Origin of the sequence: Bradyrhizobium diversitatis (assembly GCF_016031635.1) — a bacterium.
Classification (GTDB): domain Bacteria; phylum Pseudomonadota; class Alphaproteobacteria; order Rhizobiales; family Xanthobacteraceae; genus Bradyrhizobium; species Bradyrhizobium diversitatis.
Map to the genome: position 1 here is coordinate 26,633 of NZ_JACEGD010000005.1, position 20,990 is coordinate 47,622.

Annotated in this window: 19 protein-coding genes; 8 read left to right on the top strand and 11 right to left on the bottom strand. The window is 64.5% G+C overall.

Going from position 1 to position 20,990, the window contains the following annotated elements:
• The first annotated feature begins 124 nt into the window (after positions 1-124).
• The 8 genes from lptC (at position 125) to H1B27_RS05610 (ending at position 8,473) form a co-directional block, all read left to right on the top strand.
• The gene (lptC, locus tag H1B27_RS05575; RefSeq protein WP_061879977.1) at positions 125-859 is read left to right on the top strand and encodes an LPS export ABC transporter periplasmic protein LptC; all 735 of its coding nucleotides are present in this window, start codon (positions 125-127) and stop codon (positions 857-859) included.
• A complete protein-coding gene (locus H1B27_RS05580; RefSeq protein WP_197965304.1) occupies positions 856-1,584 on the top strand; it encodes an LptA/OstA family protein in 729 nt (242 codons plus the stop codon). The genes lptC and H1B27_RS05580 overlap by 4 nt, the downstream gene beginning before the upstream one ends.
• Positions 1,585-1,806: 222 nt before the next feature.
• Positions 1,807-2,817, top strand: coding sequence for an LPS export ABC transporter ATP-binding protein (gene lptB, locus H1B27_RS05585; protein ID WP_061879975.1), 1,011 nt, complete (start codon positions 1,807-1,809; stop codon positions 2,815-2,817).
• Positions 2,818-2,907: 90 nt separating this feature from the next.
• On the top strand, positions 2,908-4,530 hold the full coding sequence (gene rpoN, locus H1B27_RS05590; protein ID WP_197965305.1) for an RNA polymerase factor sigma-54: 1,623 nt from the start codon (positions 2,908-2,910) through the stop codon (positions 4,528-4,530).
• 198 nt (positions 4,531-4,728) lie between these two features.
• The gene (gene hpf, locus H1B27_RS05595) at positions 4,729-5,334 is read left to right on the top strand and encodes a ribosome hibernation-promoting factor, HPF/YfiA family (protein ID WP_061879973.1); all 606 of its coding nucleotides are present in this window, start codon (positions 4,729-4,731) and stop codon (positions 5,332-5,334) included.
• Positions 5,335-5,552: 218 nt separating this feature from the next.
• Positions 5,553-6,014 (top strand): PTS IIA-like nitrogen regulatory protein PtsN, encoded by a 462-nt coding sequence (gene ptsN / locus H1B27_RS05600; protein WP_061879972.1) that lies wholly within the window; start codon positions 5,553-5,555, stop codon positions 6,012-6,014.
• 132 nt (positions 6,015-6,146) lie between these two features.
• On the top strand, positions 6,147-7,436 hold the full coding sequence (locus H1B27_RS05605) for an O-antigen ligase family protein (RefSeq protein ID WP_197965306.1): 1,290 nt from the start codon (positions 6,147-6,149) through the stop codon (positions 7,434-7,436).
• Between the two features lie 14 nt (positions 7,437-7,450).
• A complete protein-coding gene (locus H1B27_RS05610; RefSeq protein WP_197965307.1) occupies positions 7,451-8,473 on the top strand; it encodes a glycoside hydrolase family 5 protein in 1,023 nt (340 codons plus the stop codon).
• Positions 8,474-8,766: 293 nt separating this feature from the next.
• Here the strand turns inward: H1B27_RS05610 and H1B27_RS05615 are convergent, their stop codons facing one another.
• The 11 genes from H1B27_RS05615 to H1B27_RS05665 all read right to left on the bottom strand — a co-directional run bounded on the left by H1B27_RS05615 (position 8,767) and on the right by H1B27_RS05665 (position 20,940).
• Positions 8,767-9,687: an FAD binding domain-containing protein gene (locus tag H1B27_RS05615; protein ID WP_197965308.1), complete on the bottom strand. Its 921-nt coding sequence runs from the start codon at positions 9,685-9,687 to the stop codon at positions 8,767-8,769.
• Positions 9,684-12,371 carry a molybdopterin-dependent oxidoreductase gene (locus H1B27_RS05620; RefSeq protein ID WP_197965309.1) on the bottom strand — a complete coding sequence of 896 codons (2,688 nt, stop codon included), beginning with the start codon at positions 12,369-12,371 and terminating at the stop codon, positions 9,684-9,686. The genes H1B27_RS05615 and H1B27_RS05620 overlap by 4 nt, the downstream gene beginning before the upstream one ends.
• Positions 12,368-13,009 carry a TetR/AcrR family transcriptional regulator gene (locus H1B27_RS05625; RefSeq protein ID WP_197965310.1) on the bottom strand — a complete coding sequence of 214 codons (642 nt, stop codon included), beginning with the start codon at positions 13,007-13,009 and terminating at the stop codon, positions 12,368-12,370. Before H1B27_RS05625 ends, H1B27_RS05620 begins: the two co-directional genes overlap by 4 nt.
• 388 nt (positions 13,010-13,397) lie before the next feature.
• The gene (locus H1B27_RS05630; RefSeq protein ID WP_018645064.1) at positions 13,398-13,670 is read right to left on the bottom strand and encodes a BQ00720 family protein; all 273 of its coding nucleotides are present in this window, start codon (positions 13,668-13,670) and stop codon (positions 13,398-13,400) included.
• Positions 13,671-13,720: 50 nt separating this feature from the next.
• Positions 13,721-14,146, bottom strand: a complete 426-nt coding sequence (locus tag H1B27_RS05635; protein ID WP_035704151.1) for an Hsp20 family protein — start codon at positions 14,144-14,146, stop codon at positions 13,721-13,723.
• A gap of 351 nt (positions 14,147-14,497) precedes the next feature.
• On the bottom strand, positions 14,498-15,586 hold the full coding sequence (locus H1B27_RS05640; protein WP_061879966.1) for a sn-glycerol-3-phosphate import ATP-binding protein UgpC: 1,089 nt from the start codon (positions 15,584-15,586) through the stop codon (positions 14,498-14,500).
• 108 nt (positions 15,587-15,694) lie between these two features.
• Positions 15,695-16,543: a sn-glycerol-3-phosphate ABC transporter permease UgpE gene (gene ugpE, locus H1B27_RS05645; RefSeq protein ID WP_061879965.1), complete on the bottom strand. Its 849-nt coding sequence runs from the start codon at positions 16,541-16,543 to the stop codon at positions 15,695-15,697.
• Position 16,544: 1 nt separating this feature from the next.
• Complete coding sequence (gene ugpA / locus H1B27_RS05650) at positions 16,545-17,426, bottom strand: sn-glycerol-3-phosphate ABC transporter permease UgpA (RefSeq protein ID WP_061879964.1); 882 nt, start codon at positions 17,424-17,426, stop codon at positions 16,545-16,547.
• Positions 17,427-17,476: 50 nt separating this feature from the next.
• Entirely contained in the window at positions 17,477-18,793 is a 1,317-nt protein-coding gene (gene ugpB / locus H1B27_RS05655) for a sn-glycerol-3-phosphate ABC transporter substrate-binding protein UgpB (protein WP_061879963.1), read from the bottom strand.
• 342 nt (positions 18,794-19,135) lie between these two features.
• The gene (locus H1B27_RS05660; protein ID WP_246515205.1) at positions 19,136-20,341 is read right to left on the bottom strand and encodes a CaiB/BaiF CoA transferase family protein; all 1,206 of its coding nucleotides are present in this window, start codon (positions 20,339-20,341) and stop codon (positions 19,136-19,138) included.
• A 173-nt stretch (positions 20,342-20,514) separates the two neighbouring features.
• Positions 20,515-20,940, bottom strand: a complete 426-nt coding sequence (locus H1B27_RS05665; protein ID WP_061023501.1) for an organic hydroperoxide resistance protein — start codon at positions 20,938-20,940, stop codon at positions 20,515-20,517.
• Between the last annotated feature and the right edge of the window lie 50 nt (positions 20,941-20,990).

Consider the following 20,990-nt stretch of genomic DNA (forward strand, 5'->3'; position numbering starts at 1 on the left):
TTCGGACACTTTCGTAACGGCCTGTCGCCGGCTGCATATTTGGGCGGCGCCGGATACAATGGGGACGCCCGTCGACCGGACGAGGCGAGCGATATTTCAGGAGCCCAGGACTTCAGGAGCCCAGGTGAATTCGGCCCAGAATCCCACCTACGACGCCGCGCTTGCGGCGAAGTTCGCCAGCGCGGCGCGCCACAGCCGCCTGGTGCGGATTCTGCGCATCGCGGTTCCGGGTGCGGTGCTGTTGTCCATGGCCGCCATCGTCGGCGTCTCGATCTTCAATCCGTTCCGCATGCTGATGCCGAAGCTGCCGCTCGATTCCGGAAACATGGTGGTGTCGGGCACCAAGATCACGATGGAATCGCCGCATCTGGCCGGTTTCACGCCGGACCAGCGGCCCTACGAGCTCTGGGCCAAGACCGCGACGCAGGACATCACCGACCCCGATCATGTCGATCTGTCGGACCTGCGCGCGAAGGTACTGATGGAGGATCGATCGACGCTTTTCCTCGATGCCCGCACCGGCCGCTTCGACAACAAGCAGCAGCAGCTCGAGCTGCACAAGGACATCTTCCTGCGCACCTCGACCGGCTACGAGGCGCGGCTGAACTCGGCCTTCGTCGACATGGGCAAGGGCACGGTCTCCTCGGACGAGCGCGTCGACGTCACGCTGACCAATGGCACGCTCAGCGCCGATCGCTTGCGAATTACCGAAGGTGGTGACGTCATCCGCTTCGAGGGCAATGTGGTGATGCACCTGGACAAGCTGGACGAGCAGCCCGCTGCCCAGCCTGCGCCGCCCGAGCCGGCGCCGCCTGCGAAGACGCGTACGCCTCAGAACAAGTCTGCCAATTCAAGATGATTTTCATGATGAACTGTTTTCCGCGCGACGCTGTCGCCAGCAAGGCCGCGCTCGCCGTCGGTCTCGCGCTCCTCGTCACGGGTGCGGCCTTTGCACAGAGCACGATGCAAGGCGTGCCCAACGCGATGCAGGGTTTTTCGCAGAACCGCGATCAGCCGATCCAGATCGAAGCCGCCTCCCTGGAGATGCGCGACAAGAAGAAGGAGGCGACCTTTGCCGGCAACGTGAAGGTCGTGCAGGGCGACACCACCATGACCTCGAAGACGCTGGTTGTGTTTTATGACTCGGGCGACAAGCCCGCCGCGCCACAGCCTGCGCCGAAGGGCACGAAATCGGCCCCGATGCAGTCGGCGACGCCGGGTCCGGGCGGTAGCTCCTCGATCAAGCGGCTGGAGGCGCGCGGCAATGTCGTGGTCACCCAGAAGGACCAGGTGGTAACAGGCGAGACCGCCGTGTTCGACACCAGGACCAACCTCATCACCATGCTCGGCGGCGCGGGCGGCCAGGTAGTACTGACCCAGTGCAAGAACGTGCTGCGCGGCGACCGCCTGATGGTCGACATGACGACCGGCGTGTCCCGTGTCGAATCCGACAACGGCCGCGTGCAGGCGCTGCTGCCGCAGGGCGGCAGCAATGATTGCGGCCAAGGGGGACAAGCGGGACAAGGGGCCAAACCCGGCGCGGGACCGCCTTTGCAATTGCCCGGCGCAAGTAAACAAAAGTAAATTCAATCACTTGTCTCCGATCCTCGCGATCCGAGGTTGAAGCTTGCCCGGCGAGGCTGTATCTAGCGCGCAGGGCTTTCGAAGCGGGATCCGCCGCTTTTCGGGCGTGTTTCACTGGGCATGAGACATCCCTTCACTCATGCTGCCTCGGCGAATTGAAAGGCCGGTGCGGCAGATCACGCGAATTCGCGCAGGATCGTCGCGAAAAGGCTAGAAGGCGGGATGGTCGATCTCTTCAGCATGTTCCGTCGGCGCCCCGCCAAGCGCGGCCGGCCAGGATTTGCGCGTCAGGACATCACAGCGCTCGGTGACAGCGTCGGCGGCCTCGTGACCAGTCCCATCAGGGACGCGCAGCCGGTCGCCCGTGACCAGCCGATGCGCGCGCCGGACCAGTTCCGGGATGACTATCGGGCCGGCTATCAAGTCGAGCCGCCGCGTTCGCAGGCCGTTCACCCGGTCAGGGCCGCCGCGAGCTCCAACGGCGCGGGCGGCCCTCAGCTGCTGAAGCGGCCCGGCTTCCTGGCTGTGCATAGCGTGGAAAAGAGTTTCGGCAGCCGCCAGGTGGTGCGCGGCGTCAGCATCTATGTGCGCCGGGGCGAAGCGGTCGGCCTGCTCGGGCCGAACGGCGCCGGCAAGACCACCGTATTCTACATGATCACCGGCCTGATCAAGGCCGACCGCGGCGCGATCGAGCTCGACGGCCACGACGTGACGAAGCTCCCGATGTATCAGCGCGCGCGGCTCGGCATCGGCTATCTGCCGCAGGAGGCCTCGATCTTCCGCGGCCTCACCGTCGAGCAGAACATTCGCGCCGTGCTCGAAGTGGTCGAGCCCTCGCGCAAGAAGCGCGAGCAGCAGCTCGATTCGCTGCTCGACGAATTCAACATCACGCGCCTGCGCAAATCGCCGTCGATCGCGCTGTCCGGCGGCGAGCGCCGCCGCGTCGAGATCGCGCGCGCGCTGGCGACGCGGCCGAACTACATGCTGCTCGACGAGCCCTTCGCCGGCATCGACCCGATCGCGGTCGGCGACATCCAGGACCTCGTTCGCCATCTCACCAATCGCGGCATCGGCGTGCTGATCACCGACCACAATGTCCGCGAGACGCTCGGCCTCACCGATCGTGCCTATATCGTCTATGCCGGGGAAATCTTGACCGAGGGAACCCCGGATGAGATCGTTGCCGATCCGGACGTGCGCCGCCTTTACCTTGGCGAGGAATTCCGCCTCTAGCCCTTTTTTGCGTTTCGTCAAGACGTGTACATCGGGCTCGGACTAAGATAAGCAAAAATCGGACCAATTTTTGGGAACGGTTCTTGCTTCATGGCGCTCACGCAGAGACTAGAGTTCCGGCAGTCGCAGTCGCTGGTCATGACGCCGCAGCTGATGCAGGCGATCAAGCTGCTGCAATTGTCCAATCTCGATCTCACGACGTTCGTGGAAGAGGAGCTCGAGCGCAATCCGCTGCTGGAACGGGCCAGTGACGAGGGCCTGGCGGGAGAGGCACCGGCCGAGGCCGGGAGTTACGGCGATTCCGACGGTCGAGGCGATGGTCAGGGCGAGGACGGCTTCGGCGGCGGCGCCGAGGGTTTCGAGCCAGGCCAGGAAGAATGGATGAGCAAGGATCTCGGCACCCGCGCCGAGATCGAGCAGACCCTGGATACGGGCCTGGACAACGTCTTCTCCGAGGAGCCCGCCGAGGCCGCGGCGCGCAACGCCCAGGACGCCGCGCCGACCACCTATACCGAATGGGGCGGCGGTGCCTCTGGGACCGAAGACTACAATCTCGAAGCTTTTGTCGCGGCCGAGACGACGTTGTCCGACCATCTCGCCGAGCAGCTCGCGGTCGCCTTCGCCGCACCCGCCCTGCGCATGATCGGCCAGTACCTGATCGACCTCGTCGACGAGGCCGGCTATCTGCCGGCCGATCTCGGCCAGGCCGCCGAGCGTCTCGGCGCATCGCAAGCCGACGTCGAAGGCGTCCTCGCCGTGCTGCAGAAATTCGATCCGCCCGGCGTCTGCGCGCGCAATCTGAGCGAATGCCTGGCGATCCAGCTCCGCGAGCTCGACCGCTACGACCCCGCGATGCAGGCCCTGGTCGAGCATCTCGATCTGCTTGCCAAGCGCGACATCGTTGCCTTGCGCAAGATCTGCGGCGTCGACGACGAGGACATCGCCGACATGATCGGCGAGATCCGCCGCCTCAATCCCAAGCCCGGCATGAAGTTCGGCTCGGCGCGCCTGCAGACCATGGTGCCCGATGTCTATGTCCGTCCGGGTCCCGACGGCGGCTGGCATGTCGAGCTCAACAGCGACACCTTGCCGCGTGTGCTGGTCAACCAGACCTACTATTCCGAGCTGTCGAAGAAGGTCGGCAAGGACGGCGACAAGTCCTATTTCACGGACGCGCTTCAGAACGCGACCTGGCTCGTGCGCGCGCTCGACCAGCGCGCCCGCACCATCCTGAAAGTTGCAACCGAGATCGTGCGCCAGCAGGACGGCTTCTTCACCCATGGCGTGGCGCACCTGCGGCCGCTCAATCTGAAGGCCGTCGCCGATGCCATCCAGATGCATGAATCCACGGTGTCGCGCGTCACCGCCAACAAGTACATGGCGACCAATCGCGGCACATTCGAGCTGAAATATTTCTTCACGGCCTCGATCGCCTCGGCCGACGGCGGCGAGGCGCATTCGGCCGAAGCCGTGCGTCACCACATCAAGCAGCTGATCGATTCGGAGGAGCCCTCCGCGATCCTGTCGGATGACACCATCGTGGAACGCTTGCGCGCCTCGGGCATTGATATTGCCCGCCGCACGGTCGCGAAGTACCGCGAAGCCATGCGCATACCCTCCTCGGTGCAACGCCGCCGCGACAAGCAGAGCGCCCTTGGTAACGTTCTCTCCACCGCATTGTCCGATCGCTCCCGCAACACCGAGCCGGCCTGATTGCGCTGGCGCGAAATCGCGCTACTCTCGTCTTCCCTGCGAGACCGATCCAGGCATGCGCATGATCCGGCAAGATGTGCAGCGGTTCTCCTCGCGACATACGCGGAACACGTTTGCGCGTCGATCGTGCGTCGGGAGCGACTTCAGCTGCGATGATTCGTCATCGCAACTGGGGCGACAAACCAAGCGAGGCATCCAATGACTCTCCGGATTTCGGGAAAGAGCATCAGCGTCGGCGAGGCCCTGCGCGGCCGCGTCGCCGACCGCACCGACGAGGTGCTGCGCAAGTATTTCGACGGCAACTATTCCGGCCACATCACGCTGAGCAAGGACGGTTTCGGTTTCCGTACCGATTGCGCCCTGCATCTCGATTCGGGAATCACGCTGGAGGCCGATTCGAACGCGCCGGATGCCTATGCCAGCGCCGACCAGGCGCTGCTGATGATCGAGAAGCGGCTGCGGCGCTACAAGAACCGGCTCAAGGACCGCTCTGCGCGCAAGGCCCATGTCGCCTCCGAAGCGATGGCTGCGCTCGACGCCACGGCTTACGTGCTGGAAGCGCCCGGAGAGGGCGAAGAGGAAGTCACCGGCTATAGTCCGGTCATTATCGCGGAGCAAACCACGGCGCTGAAGCGGCTCTCGGTCAGCGAAGCGGTCATGGAACTCGACCTCAGCGGGGCGCCTTGCATGGTATTCCAGCATGGCTCGTCAGGCCGGGTAAACATCATTTACCGCCGGGCGGACGGCAATGTGGGCTGGATTGACCCGCCGGGAACGAAAGTGGACGGCCAGTCGCAGGGCTAGGCCCGGATTCGGGGACCGTACCATTCCGGCCCTTAACATTGACGGTGGCAAAGCCACACGCGGGAGTTGGCACCGGGATTGCGTTGGAGTAGAAGCCCCCCACATCTCGACCGGGGCTAAGTGCGCCTCCTGCTTCATGTTATTGACGCCGGCTCAGCTTGGTCTATCAAGTTGGCCAAATCGGAACCTGACGGTTTAATTCACCTCGGAAACCCTCCATGCCGATTACCGATCTGGTCGCACCCGAGGCGATTCTCCCGGCATTGAAGGTCAACAGCAAGAAGCAGGCCTTGCAGGAGCTCGCAGCCAAGGCCGCCGAGCTGACCGGGCAGAACGAGCGCGCGGTGTTCGAGGTGCTGCTGCAGCGGGAGAAGCTCGGCACCACCGCAGTCGGCTACGGCGTCGCCATTCCGCACGGCAAGCTGCCCAAGCTGGAAAAGATCTTCGGCCTGTTCGCGCGCCTCGACCGCCCGATCGATTTCGAGGCGATGGACGGTCAGCCGGTCGATCTCGTCTTCCTGCTGCTCGCCCCCGAAGGCGCCGGCGCCGATCACCTCAAGGCGCTCGCCCGCATCGCCCGCCTGCTCCGCGACCAGGACATCGCCAAGAAGCTCCGCGCCTCGCGCGACGCCGAGGCGATCTATTCGGTGCTGGCCCTGCCGCCGGCGACCGCGGCTTAGGGCGCGCTCCCGGGCGTGCTGGGTCAGCCGCCCCGGTTGAAACTGAAACCCAACGCCCGAGGCAACCCCGTCCGCGAACGCGGTCGCGCTGCGCGGTAAGCAATTATTAACCGTGCCTCGGGAAGGTCGCTCATGGCCAGCCTGCACACCGTGGCGGATTCCGAGGCATACGACAGCGCGATCTGGAAAGCGCGCGGGGTCGGCGTGGAAACGCTTGCCAGAAACGTGATCCGCATTTCGATCACCGTCAACGTGATCGCGTCGATGGGCGTCTTCAATCCCGCGCTGCTTCGCGCAGAGTGGAGCTATGTGCAACAGGCCGTAGCGCTCTTGATGTGGATCATCCTGATCTACGCCAGTGCCTTCGTACGTCCGCGCGTGCGCGTGCAGTGCAATCCCGATCTCATCGCGCTGGTCGCATTCTATGCTCTTGCCGTCGTTTCCGTTCTCTGGACCAGCCTCGCCGGCGCGGCGTTCATGAAGAGCGCGGCACTCGCGGTGACGACTTTCGGTGCGTACTGCCTCGTCACGCGGATCGACATCGACGAGATCGTCGGGTCGACGGCGCTGGGGCTCTTCATACTGGTCGCGGCCTCGGCCTTGTGCGCGGTGTTCGTGCCCGAGATCGGCGTCGACCAGAGCTGGATGCACAATGGCCAGTGGCAGGGAATCTATGAATCGAAGCAGACGCTCGGCTTCATCAGCGCATACCTGATGTTCTTTGCCTGCTATCGGAAGATGACGGGGCAGGGATGGATCGCCTTCCTCTCGATGTTCCTGTTGGCATCGACGTGCGTCATCGCCTCGGAATCGCGTGGCGCCGGTGCCGTTGCCGTTGCCGCCGGAGCACTGCTCTTTACCTCGATGTGGTCGATCCGCTGCATGAGAGCCTACGCGGTGCTGCCGTTCATCATGTGCATCCTGGCCGCCCTGCTGATCCTGTATTTCTACGTGACGGGGTACGATTCCATCCATCTCGGCGAAACGACGATCAATTTGACCGAGCGGACGTTCATTTGGCAGTACGCCATCAGCCATTTCAACGATGCGCCGCTGCTGGGCTTCGGCATCAACGGATTCTGGACGCGTCCTGCGATTTACGACTATTTCAACCAGAACCATGGCTGGGTGCTCGACAATTATCACAGCGGTTACATCGCGGTGGCGATCGAAACGGGATTCCTGGGATACGTGCTGTTCGTCGCGAGCGTCTATCTGTTCTCGGAGAAGGTCCAGTATTTGATCTCCACCCGGTCGATCGATCGCGGCCATTGCGCCCTCATCATCGGATTCGTCGTCCTGAGTTTCCAATCGAATTTCACGGAGACGATGTTCCTCCGCTCGACGATGTTCACGTCGGTTCTTCTGGTCGCATTCTTCTTTGCGGTGTGCAGGCCGGTGCCACAGCAATCCCTGCAGTGATGAAGGAGGAACGGATGAAGGCGATCTGCGCTCGCTGGCGGCTGGCGTTCGGTCTGGCTCTGGCGATCGCCGTCCTCGCAATCGGATCCCGGGCTGACGCAGCCGGCCAGGGCACCGCACCGTCCCCCTCGAAATTGGGACGCGGCATCAACATCCTCGGTTACGACGGCATCTGGGAGGGAGGCCGGAACGCGCCATTTCGGCTGGATAACCTCACTGCGATCAGGCGCGCCGGGTTCTCGCACGTTCGCATCAATTTCTTCGGCTTCAAGTTCATGGGCCCGGGGAATCTGCTGGATGAAACGGTGTTGAGGCGGCTTGATGCGGTCATCGAGGAGGTGCTCGCCCGAAAGCTCATCCCCATCCTGGACGAGCACGATACCCATGTCTGCCAGCGCGACGTCTCCGAGTGCACCGGGAAGCTGAAAGCGTTCTGGACGCAGATCGCCGCGCGCTACGCCGGAAAATATCCGAAGCTCGTCTTCGAGGTCCTCAATGAGCCGGGCGGGCAGATGACGTCCACCGCCTGGAACGCGCTTTTGAACGAGTGTCTCGGTATCATCCGCGCCACCAACCCCACGCGGACCGTCATTGCCGCCGTTCTCAACGTCGACGAGATGCCGGTCGAGGACCTGTCCCTGCCGTCGGATGACAGAAACCTGATCGTGACGTTTCACTATTACGCCCCGTTACGCTTCACCCATCAGGGCGCCCCGTGGTCCGAAACGTTTTCGCGGGTGGGGCCGCTCGATTGGGGCACGCCGGAGGACGAAGCAAAGGCGCGCGCCGATTTCGAGAAGATGCGCATCTGGTCGGAACGGGAAAAGCGCCCGATCTATCTCGGCGAGTTCGGCGTGTACGAGGCCGCCCCAGCCGAAGCCCGCACCAGATATCTGTCCTTCATGGCACGACATGCGGAACGGCTTGGCTGGGCCTGGGCCTACTGGCAGTTCGACCACGATTTCGCGGCCTTCGACAGCGCGCGCCAGACCTGGAAGCCGGAGATCCTGCGGGCGCTGATTCCGGCGCGGCGGTGAGGCAGGAAGCTTTCGCGAGTTCCCGGCTTCCTGGGTCCTGCTCTGCGCTGCAACGCCGTAAGCGCGTTTACGCGCGTCTTTGACGCGCTATGGAGCATTGCAGCGCGTCCGGGACATGGGAGTTGAGCACGCTGCAGCATCGCACTCCGTCATTGCGAGCGCAGCGAAGCAATCCAGACTCCCTCCGCGGAAGCAGCCTGGATTGCTTCGTCGCACCAGTGCAAAATTGCTCCGCAATTTTGTCACGGGCTCCTCGCAATGACGGGGCGGAAAACGTTACGCGCAAATACCAGCTAGTCCGAAAGCCGCTCCAGCACGTCGCGCACCAGCCCTTGCAGAAGATCGAGCTTGTAGGCCGTCATCGGCAGTGGTTTGGCACCCGAGCTCGCCGCTGTCGCCGCCTCTGCGATCGATGCCGCATTGGCAATCTTGCCGCTGAGCTGGGCTTCCACGGCGGTGAGGCGAAGCGGCACGGGCGCGACGCCGCCGGCAGCGAGACGCACGAGCTGGAACTTGCCGCCGGCGATCACGACGCGAGCGCAGAGCTCCACCAGCGGCCATTCCGCATAGGTCCGGCTGATCGCGCGCTTGTAGGAAGCGCGCTCGCCCTCGAGCGGAGCAGGAAGCGCAATGCTCGTGATCATCTCGCCGGCTGCGAGTGTATGATCGGCGTGCGAGACCGAGCCGTCGCCGAGCAGGCCGGCAATTGTCAGTCCGCTACGCCGGTCCGTGGTGATGGTCGCATCATAGGCGAGCAGAGCCGCCGCCATGGTCGAGGGATGCGGCGCGACGCAGTCGCCGAGATCGAAGGCAACGCCATAGAGATGATTGCCGGACCGGGCAGGGCAGGTGTTGCCGCCTTTCTTCAGGCAATCGATGTCGGCCCGGCGGAAATACCAGCAGCGTGAACGCTGGGCGAGATTGCCGCCGAGCGTTGCAACGTGGCGCACCTGCGGCGTGGCGAGGCCTTGCGCGCTCGCCGCAATGCCGGGATAGGCAGTGGCGATGCGCGCGTCGGTCGCGATCGTGGCGATGGTGGTCAGCGCGCCGATCTGGGCTGCTCCGTCGGCGCCCCAGGTGATCGTCTTGTCGCCGGTGGCCGCGATATCGATCAGCATGCCCTGCGACACGCCGCTGCGGCGGCGTTCGCTGAAATCGGTGCCGCCGGCGCGGAATTCAGGCGTGGGCTTGGCTGACATGACGGCGATACTCATGCTGCATCCCTCCCTTTCAGCGCGGCCACCAGACGATCGGGCCGGAACGGAATTTCGGTCAGTCTCACGCCGATCGCATCGCGGATGGCGTTGGCGATCGCGGGCGAGGTCGGCACGGTGGCGACTTCGCCGATGCCGACGCTACCGCCCGGCACGTGCTCGAAACCGGCCTCATCGAAATGCACGTCCAGTTTCGGCATGTCGGCAATTCCCGGAATGCGGTAATCCTCCATGCTGCCGCTCAGGATGTGGCCGCTCAAAGGATCGGTCTCCCGCGCCTCATAGAGCGCGTAGCCGATGCCCTGGATCACCGCGCCTGCAGCCTGGCTTCGCGCCAGCATCGGCGCGGCGAGCTTGCCGACCGCGAGGCCCGTGTAGGCGTTGAGCACGCGCACATGGCCGAGCCAGGTGTCGACCTCGACTTCCATCACCTGCACCGAGCTCGGCACGCCGGCGCCAACCACCATGTGGTTCATCAGACGGAGCACCCACCCGAACACCCGGCCCATGATGCCCGCCTCGTGCAGCGCGGGCCTGACGCCGGGCGGCGGCTTGCCGTCCTCCTGGCGCCTCGCCGACACGGTGATATCAGGGGAAGCCGCGATCATCTCGCGCCACGGCGCGTTCGAGCCCGGAGCAGGTGTGCGAGACGCGGTGCGCTTGATCTCCGCTTTCAGTCTGTCGATGGCGAGCAAGGTCGGCGGCACCACCGAAGCGGTGACACGGCTGCCGCCGGAGCCCGGTCCGGGCGGCAGGTTGGAGCGGCCGATGCGAACTTCGACATCCTGCGGCTCGAGATCGAACGCCTTCGCGACGGTGTTCGCGATCACGCTGCGCGTCCCCGTGCCGATATCCTGTACCGCGCAGCTTGCGACGATACGGCCGCCCTTGACCGCGAGTTCGACCGAGGAGCCGGTCTGCCAGAGATAGAGCCAGTAGCCGGTGGCGACGCCGACGCCGCGCCGGTAGCGGCCGGTCTGAGAGGAGGCCGGCTTGCGGCTCTTCCAGACGTCGAGGCCGGCAGCCCAGTCGTACAGTCGCTGGCGATTGGGATCGGGGTCCCAGAGCTTGCGCAGCTGAATCGGATCGACCTTCATGCGCAGCGCCGCTTCGTCGACCGCCTGCTCCAGCGCAAACGACATCGGCGGCCCGCCGGGGCCGCGGAACGGCGCGCCGGGCGGCAAATTGCTGAGCACGTCGAAGTCGACGAGCTCCTTTGCTTCGGCCGGATAGATCAGCCGCGCGAGGCCCGCGATCAGCGAGTTCACGGCGGCGCCGGTGTCGGCATGGGCGGTGAGCGACAGCGCCTTGAGGCGGCCTTCCGCCGAAGGCAGCAAGGACAGCTTCAGCTCGGCGGCCGGACGATAGCCGGCGACGGAAAGCTCCTCGTCACGATCGAAGGCGACACGTACCGGCGCCTTCGCGGCGCGCGCAAGCTCGATCGCGGCGATGGTCTCCAGCCCAACGCTGCCCTTGGAGCCGAACCCGCCGCCGACATGATCGGCGATCACACGCACCTTGTCGTGCGGAAGGCCATAACGCTTGGCGATCTTCTCCATGTTCTCGTGAATGGCCTGGGTCGAGATGTGCACTGTGAGCTGATCACCATCGAACCTGGCCACGGCGGCATGTGGTTCGAGGCTTGCGTGCTGTTGCGTCGAGACGCGGAAGGTTTCCTCGACCAGCAGCGGATTGCGTTGCGCCCGCGCCTCGTCGAGCCAGCTCTTGGCCTGCTTGGCTTTTTGCGAGAACGGCGCCGAAGGCCCGCGCACATTGCCCTTCCACGACACCGGAGCGCCGCCGGCGCCCTCGGATACGTTGCCGGCACGCTTGCGGTCCTTCTTCTCGAACACGACTGGCGCATCGTCGCGTCGCGCTGCATCGAGCCCAATCACGGCGGGCAAGGGCTCGGGCTTGAAGCTGATCGCGGCGATTGCCTTCAGTGCGGTGCGGCGATCCTTGGCCGCGACGGCTGCAATCGGCGCGCCGACGAAGCGGACCATGTTGTCATCGTCGAGCAGCGGAACGACCGCGGCGACGCCGGCCATGGCGCGCGCCGGCGCCAGATCGAGCCCGGTGATCCTCGCATGCGCGACGTGCGCGCGCAGGATGACGCCTTCGAGCTGGCCGTCATGGTGGACGTCGACCGTGTAGCGGGCCAGTCCCGTCACCTTGTCGCGGGCTTCCAGCCGCGGCGCGATCGGATCGCTGCCGTCGAAGCGGCCCGCGCATGCTTCGGCGACGGCGCGATAGATGCCTTCATAGGCGCCGCAGCGGCAGAGATGTCCCGACAGCGCGGCGGCGATCTCCTCGCGCGAGGGTGCCGCCGCGCCCTTGGTCGCGCGCCAGCTGTCATGGAAAGCGGTGGCTTCGACGACAAAGCCGGGCGTGCAGAAGCCGCATTGCAGGGCGTCGTGCGCCATGAACGCCTTCTGCACCGGATGCAATCCGGCCGCTCCGACGCCCTCGATGGTCGTCAGCGATTTGTCGGCGGCGGCCTGCGCCGGCAACAGGCAGCTCACGACAGGCGTGCCGTCGAGCAGCACGGTGCAAGCGCCGCAGACGCCGGAGCCGCAGACGAGTTTGGTGCCGGTGAGGCCGCCGTCGCGGATCACGTCGATCAAGAGCGCATCCGGATCGTCGGGCAGCGCCAGAGGCCGTCCATTGATGGTCGTGGCGGTCATGTTCGAACTCCCGTTTTGCGAAGGGACTTCTTTGCGGACGGCGCCATCGCGCCGGCGATCAGCATGTGCAGCATGGTCTCGAGCTGTTTCAGGAACGCGTCGACCGGCTGCATGGAAGGGAAAGCGGATTTGGTGCCGTGGATCGCCATCTCGACGCAGCGCGCGAGCTCGCGCACGCTGACGCCGCTTTCGAGCTTGAGCTTTCGCTTGCGGCACACCCGCGCGATCGTGGTTGCGATCTCGTCGGCGAAACGGTTGGAATAGTTCTGGTAGAGGTCGCGCGCCTGCGCGAGATGCTCGGAAAACAGCTCCTCGGTATGGGGCGAGTCCTTGAGCGAAGCGAGCAGCGACTGCATTCGCGCGCCGATCTCGGCGACCAGGATGTCGGCAAGCTCCAGGCCCGCTTCTTCCGCCGCCTTCGCCGCCGCGATTTCGGCGGCGAGCCCCTGCGCGTAGATTCGCTCGAGCACGGCACGAAACAGCGCCTCCTTGGAGGCGAAGTGATGATAGAGCGCCTGCCGCGTCAGTCCGGCTTCCTCCGCCGCCTGCTCGATCGAGGAGCGGCGGAAGCCGTGGCGCCGGAACACGCGCAAGGCGGCGTCGAGGATCCGGTCCTGGGGAGGGGCCTTGGCCTGCATTTTGTCAAATTTGACAAAGGCGAAAGAAATGTCAAATCACGGATTGATGACGGTCTCGTGCGCGCAAGCGCCAACCGCACGCCAGGGCAATCGCATTCGAATTTTGCAGAGGTCGTCATGCCCGGGCTTGTCCCGGGCATCCACGTTCTTTGTGCTGCGCGGAAAAGGCGTGGATGGCCGGGACAAGCCCGGCCATGACGCCGTGGACACAGTTGGTGCCCATAGCCGCATCTAATATGCGATTGCCCTGCCGCACGCGGCGGGGACATCGCGGAATTCCCGTTGGCTGCCGATGGCGACGCGAAAACATCACGTCTCAAATGAAAACGGGCACGCCTTCTTGCGAAGGCATGCCCGCTTGAAACCCTATTCGTGCGACGCGCGCGCTTTAGTGCACGCTCACCGCTTGCAGCTCGTTGCTCCAGGCGTTGGCGACCGCGGCTTCGCGGCTGTCGGTCAGCATGATCGGCGTGCCGTCGGCGGCGTGGAGTGCGAACAGCTTGAGGCCCGGCGCAATCTTCGGCGCCTCGGGGAACAGGTCCGGCACGTCCTCGGAACGGATCTGCTTCACATAGGCGATATGGCCTTCGCCCAGGGTTGCCAGCGTCTCCGGAGAGACGTTCTTGGCTTCGTATTCGAACGCAACGTGACCTTCACTCATGGTCTCGACTCCTCTGGAACACTAAGCGGTCGAGTCCGCTACTCGTTCCATTATTCGTGCTCATTGATAGCGATTGTCTTAACGATCCGCTCCGGTTCTGGCCGGGCCAGATCGATCGACAACAGCCCGTTCTTCAGATCCGCACCCAGCACCAGCATCCCCTCCGCCAGCACGAAGGTGCGCTGGAAGTGGCGCGCGGCGATGCCGCGATGGATGTATTGCCGGGTCTTGTCGTCCTGCTGCCGCCCGCGGATCACGAGCTGGTTTTCCTCAATGGTTACATCGAGTTGGTCGCGGGTGAATCCGGCGACCGCCAGCGTGATGCGCAAACGCTCGGGCTGGCCGTCCGAACCGCCGCACCTCTCGATATTGTAGGGAGGGTAGCCGTCGGCGCCTTTGACGACGCGGTCGAGCACGCGCTCGATCTCGTCGAAGCCCAGCAGAAAGGGACTGGAGAGCGTTGGAACACGAGACATAGTTTACAAAGTCCTCGCAGAAGCGACTTTGGTGTTTCAGGGCCCGTCAAGGCACCCCTTGATCAGCAATATGGGCATGTTCCCTTGTGGGTTCAAGGACGTAGCCGGGGAGGCTGTGGATGGGCGATGTCTGTCCGTCGCAGGCCCCAGACAGCGCGCGGATGCTTCAATGATCGTCATGGCCGGGCCTGTCCCGGCCATCCACGACCTCTCCTCGCAGCAGAACGAGGGTTCTGGGGCAGGCCCGGTCATGACGAAACTGCCGCTGAATTTCCCAATGAAAACAAACCCCCTTCTACTGTGCATGGGGTTGTTTTCGCAGTTTTAATCGATCAGCCCTGCCGAAGCCGGTCAGACCTCGATCCGCGTGCGCCCGTCGCTGCTGAAAAGGTGCAGCTTTTGGCGCACCGCCGCGACGCGGATTTTCGCGCCGATGGCGGGCGCCTCGGTTCCGGGAATGCGGACGATGATCTCGCCGGGCGGCAGCTCGCCGGGCGTGGCGGCGACGCGCTGCTCTTCCTGCTCGCGCGAGCCATAGACGAAGGTTTCGGCGCCGACGCGCTCGATCGCCTCGACCGTGAGCGGCAAGGCGACGCCACCGTCCGGGGTCTGGTCGGTGATGACGAAATCTTCCGGGCGGATGCCGAGAATGCCGGCGTCGGCCGCCGCGTTGCCGGCGAGCTGCGACCGGATCTCCTCGGGTCGCGTCGACATCAGGTTCATCGGCGGCGCGCCGATGAAGGAGGCGACGAAGGTCGTCGCCGGCTTCTCGTAGATCGCGAGGGGATTGCCGACCTGCTCGACCTGGCCGCCATTCATCACCACGAGAATGTCGGCGAGCGTCATCGCCTCGAGCTGGTCGTGGGTGACGTAGATCGACGTCGTGTTGAGCCGGCGCTGCAGTTTGCGGATCTCGACCCGCATCGCGATGCGCAGCTTGGCATCGAGGTTGGACAGCGGCTCGTCGAACAGGAACACCTTGGGCTGGCGCACGATGGCGCGGCCCATCGCGACGCGCTGGCGCTGGCCGCCGGAGAGCTGGCGCGGCTTGCGCTCCAGCATCGATGTGAGCTCGAGGATGCGCGCGGCCTCATCGACGCGGGTCTTGATGTCGGCTTCCGCCATGCCGCGGTTGCGCAGGCCATAGGCCATGTTGTTGTAGACGCTCATATGCGGATAGAGCGCGTAGTTCTGGAACACCATCGCGATGTCGCGGTCGGCGGGCTCGATTCCGTTGACGATTCGGCCGCCGATGTCGATCTCGCCGCCGGTGACCGTCTCAAGCCCCGCGACCATGCGCAGCAGCGTGGACTTGCCGCAGCCGCTAGGCCCGACCAGCACGCAGAACTGTCCGTCGCCGACATCGACGTCGACGCCCTTGATGGCCTCGAAGCCGCCGGGATAGGTCTTGCGGACGTTGCGCAGGGTGACGTTAGCCATGGGATTTTCCGGGGAATAGCGAATAGGGAGTGGCGAATGGGGACAGGTTGGTACGCAAGGCGGACGCAGCGACCCCATTCGCTGCTCGCCACTCACTATTCGCCATCTTCACTTTTCCGTCTCGACCAGTCCGCGCACGAACAACTTCTGCATGACGACGACGACGAACACCGGCGGCAGCATGGCCAGCACGGCGGTCGCCATCACGATCGGCCATTCCGTCAGCGCGTCGGTGGTGGTGATCATCTTGCGGATGCCGATCTGGATGGTCTGCATGTCGTCGCGCGTGGTGATCAGCAGCGGCCAGAGATACTGGTTCCAGCCGAGGATGAACAGGATCACGAACAGCGCCGCCATGTTGGTGCGGGACAGCGGCAGCAGCGTATCCCAGAAGAAGCGGAAGGGACCTGCGCCGTCGATGCGTGAGGCCTCCAGCAATTCGTCCGGCACCGTCATGAAGAACTGGCGGAACAGCAGCGTCGCGGTGGCCGAGGCGATCAGCGGCAGCGACAGGCCGGCATAGCTGTCGAGCATGTGCAGATCGGCGACGATCTTGTAAGTCGGATAGATGCGCACCTCGACCGGCAGCATCAGGGTGATGAAGATCAGCCAGAACAGCGCCATCCGGAACGGAAAGCGGAAATAGACGATCGCATAGGCCGAGATGATCGAGATCGCGATCTTGCCGACGGCGATCAGCAGCGCCATCACCAGCGAGTTCAGCATCATGTTGCCGACCGGCTCGCGGGTCGAGCCGCTCGTGCCGACGAAGATGGTCTGGTAGTAGGTCTCGAGGAAATGACCGCCCGGTAGCAGCGACATCTGGCCGTTGGCGATCACCGCGTTGTCCTGGGTCGAGGCGACGAAGGCGAGATAGACCGGGAAGGCGACGATCGCGATCCCGATCCAGAGGATGATGTGGGCAATGTAGCGCCGAAAGCCTTCTTCCTCGACCATATCAGTAGGTCACCTTGCGTTCGACGAAGCGGAACTGGATGCCCGTCAGCACGATGACCATGAACATCAGGATCACCGATTGCGCCGCGGAGCTGCCGAGGTTTCCACCGAGCAGGCCGTCTGTATAGACCTTGTAGACCAGCGTCTCGGTCGACTTGCCGGGGCCGCCCCGGGTCATGGTGTCGATGATGCCGAACGTATCGAAGAAGGCGTAGACGATGTTGACGACCAGGAGGAAGAAGATGGTCGGCGACAGCAGCGGGAAGGTCACGGTCCAGAACCGCCGCATCGGGCGTGCGCCGTCGATCGCGGCAGCCTCGAGCACGCTTCTGGGGATGCTCTGGAGGCCGGCGAGGAAGAACAGGAAATTGTAGGAGATCTGCTTCCACGCGGCGGCGAGGATGATCAGGGTCGCGGCCTGGTTGCCGTCGAGCAGCGGATTCCAGTCGACGCCGAGGGCGCGAAGATAGCGCGAGAGCACGCCGAGCGAGGGATGCAGCATGAAGATCCAGAGCACGCCGACGACCGGCGGCGCCACCGCATAGGGCCAGATCAGCAGCGTGCGGTAGAGCATCGAGCCGCGCAGCGGCTTGTCCGCCATCACGGCGAGCAGCAGCGCGAACGACAGCGACGACACCGCGATCGCGAACGAGAAGAAGAAGGTGCGCAGAATCGCCTCGAAATAGGCGGGCTCCTTGAACAGGTCGATATAGTTCTCGAACCAGACGAAGCTGGTCGAGAGGCCGAAGGCATCCTGGAGCAGGAAGGACTGGATCACCGCCTGCAAGGCCGGCCAGTAGAAGAAAATCAGGACGATCGCGAGCTGCGGCGCAACCAGCGCGTAGGGCAACAGCTTGGATTGGAAAATGGCTTGCTTTTGCATGATGCCCGCAGCAGCGGCAGGCCGGCTTCACCGGCCTGCCGCTTGTCGCCTTACTTCACGGCGGTCTTTTCGAACTGGCGCAGCATTGTGTTGCCGCGCTCGACGGCCGCATCCAGCGCCTGCTTGGCGGTCTTCTTGCCGGCCAGCGCCTGCTCGATCTCTTCGGCCCAGACGTCGCGGAGCTGCACCATGTTGCCGAGGCGCAGGCCGCGGGAGTTCTCGGTCGGCTCCTTGTTGGTGAGTTCGAGCAGCGGGGTCTCGAGATAGGGCTGGTCCTTGTAGAAGCCTTCCGCCTTGGCCTTCTCATACGCGGCCTTGGTGATCGGCAGATAGCCCGAGGACTTGTGGATGTAGACCTGACGATCCGTATCGGAGAGGAAGGTCAGGAACTTCGCCACGCCCTTGTACTCGTCGGCCGACTTGCCGCCCATGATCCAGAGCGAGGCGCCGCCGATGATCGAGTTCTGCGGCGCGCCCTTGACGTCCGGATAATAAGGCATCGGCACCGCCGTGAAGGCGAACTTGGCCTGCGCCTTGACGTTGCCGAAGAACGCCGACGAGGTCAGGTAGAGCGGACATTCGCCCGAGGTGAAGCGGCCTTCGCCGGTGTTGGTGCGGCCGGCATAGTCGTAGGTCTTGTCCTTCTGGAGCTCGACCAGATTCTCGAGATGCTTGACCTGCAGCGGTCCGTTGAAGGAGAGCACGGTGTCGAAGCCGTCGAGGCCGTTGGCCTTGGTCGCCAGCGGCACGTTGTGCCAGGCGGAGAGCTGCTCGAGATTGACCCAGGTGACCCATGAGTTGGAGAAGCCGCAGGTGGCGTGGCCGGCCGCCTTCAGCTTCTTGGCGGCGTCGAACACCTCAGGCCAGGTCTTCGGGATCTCGACATTCGCCTTCTTCAGCTCGTCGAGGTTGACCCACATCACGGTCGACGACGAGTTGAAGGGGAAGGACAGCATCTCGCCCTTCGAGGTCGAATAATAGCCGGTGATCGCAGGCAGATAGGCCTTCGGATCGAACTTCTCGCCGGTCTCGGCCATCAGCTTGTAGACCGGCTTCACGGCGCCGGTCGCGGCCATCATGGTGGCGGTGCCGACCTCGAACACTTGCATGATGTGCGGCGCGTTGCCGGCGCGGAACGCCGCGATGCCGGCGTTCATCGTATCGGCGTAGTTGCCCTTGTAGGTCGGGATCACCTTGTAGTCGCTCTGCGCAGCGTTGAAGTCGTTGGCGAGCTTGACGATGACGTCGTTGTTGGCGCCAGTCATCGCGTGCCACCACTGGATTTCGGTCACAGCCAGCGCCGGCGAAGCCGACAAGCCGACCGTGAGTGCAAATGCGGCAGCCGCACCAAAATGTCGAAGAGCCATCAAGAATCCTCCCTTGCCCGTCACTAAAGAAGCGCTTGCGCTAGCAGCACCATATGACGTTCACATGACTGTGTAAGCGGCCGAAACGAAAGCGGCAAGCGCTGGAAAAGGGAAGCCGGAAAATAGGCGAGGACGCGCGCGCGGCCGTTCGCGGTGCACATGCGTAGACGCGCCGCAGTGCAGTATTTTTGTGAGACTGAAGATCAGGCCGCGCGCCGGGTGAGGGCTTTATCCTCTGGGGGATTGTCCCTTCGCGGAGACACCCTCTCCCCAGCCCTCCCCCGCAAGCGGGGGAGGGAGCGCACCTCCGGCGACGCTCGCGATCTTATTTGATCGCGCCACTCAGCGCTTGCGCTCGGGGCCGCAGACCGTGCCCTTCTCGACCATCGCGTCGATCTCGGCCTTGGAGTAGCCGAACTCGCCGAGCACCTCCGCCGCGTGCTGGCTGAATTTCGGCGGCAGGCGGCGCAGGCTCGGCTTTGAGCGATCGAGCCGGATCGGCGAGGCCACGCCCTTGTACCAATCCTTCTCGATAATATCGCCGCGTGCGATCGTGTGCGGGTTGGTCAACGCCTGGTCGATCTTCTGCACGGGGCCAGCGGGCAGGCCTGCCGCGAGCAGGCGATTGCACAGCGGCTCGGCCTCGTGCTGGCTGAACACCGCGGCGAGCTCGGCGCGCAGGGCCTCGCGATTGGCGATGCGGTCCTTGTTGCGGGCAAAGCGCGGGTCGGTGCCGAGCTCGGGCTTGCCGATCTCCTTGGCCAGCTTGCGGAAGGTGCCGTCATTGCCGACGCCGATGAAGATGTTGTCGGTCTTGGTCGGGAAGATCGCGTAGGGCACGAGGTTCGGATGCTCGTTGCCGGTGAGGCTCGGCGGCTTGCCATGCATGAAATAATTCGCGGTGTGCGGATGCATGATGGCAAGGCCGGTCTCGTACAGCGTCGTCTCCAGGAACTGGCCCTTGCCGGAGCGCTGCCGCTCCGACAGCGCCATCAGGATGCCGATCGCCGCATAAAGTCCGGTGGTGATGTCGACCAGCGGCACGCCGATCCGCATCGGCCCGCTCTCGGGCGAGCCGGTCGCCGCGATCATGCCGGTCATGGCCTGGATGATGGCGTCATAGCCGGGATTGCCGCCGCGCGGGCCGTCGGCGCCGAAGCCGCAGATCCGGCAATGCACGAGGCGCGGGAATTTTTCGCGCAAGCTCTCGTTGCCGATGCCCCATTTCTCCAGCGTGCCCGGCTTGAAATTCTCGATCAGGACGTCGGCCGTCTCCAGCATCTTGAGCAGCACGGCGCGGCCGCCCTCGGAGGCAAGGTCGAGGCCGATCGAGCGCTTGTTGCGGTTGATGCCGACGAAATAGGCCGCGTCCTCCTCGTGGAAGGGAGGGCCCCATTCGCGCACCTCGTCGCCCGCGGGCGGCTCGACCTTGATCACGTCGGCGCCATGGTCGGCGAGGATCTGGGTGCAGTAAGGACCGCCGAGCACGCGCGTGAGATCGATGACGCGCAGTCCGCTCATGGCACCTTGGGCGGCTTCAGAACTCATGCCTTCGCTTCTCCTGTGTCGAGGTTCGGTCACAGGCCTAGCGAGGTTTGCCAGGAGCAGCAATGGCTCCTGGCGTGGGGCCGCATGCGCCGTCGCGCGTCGATGCCGCGGCGCGGCAAAACGACGAAGGCCGGCCCTGGGGGAATCCCGGGCCAGCCCATCCGCACTCCAGATCAGACGACCGTCAGGCGAACGTCGACATTGCCGCGCGTGGCATTGGAGTAGGGGCACACCTGATGTGCCTTTTCAACCAGCGCCTCGGCCTCGGCGCGGGCAAGGCCCGGCAGCGAGACGGCCAGATCGATGTCGAGGCCGAAGCCGCCTTCGGAGCGCGGTCCGATGCCGACGGTCGAGGTGACGGAGGCGTCGGCCGGAACCTTCGGGCCGCCCTGCGAAGCCACGAACTTCATCGCGCCGATGAAGCAGGCGGCATAGCCGGCCGCAAACAGCTGCTCGGGATTGTTGCCGGCGCCGCCACCGCCGCCGAGCTCCTTCGGCGTGGTGAGCTTGACGTCGAGCGCGCCGTCGAGGGTCGCGGCATGGCCGTCGCGGCCGCCGGTGGCTTTTGCGCTGGTCTTGTAGAGGACGTTCACGGACATTGTGGTCTCCCTGGGTCCTGGGGTCAGTGCGATCTTTATTGCAGGCAATT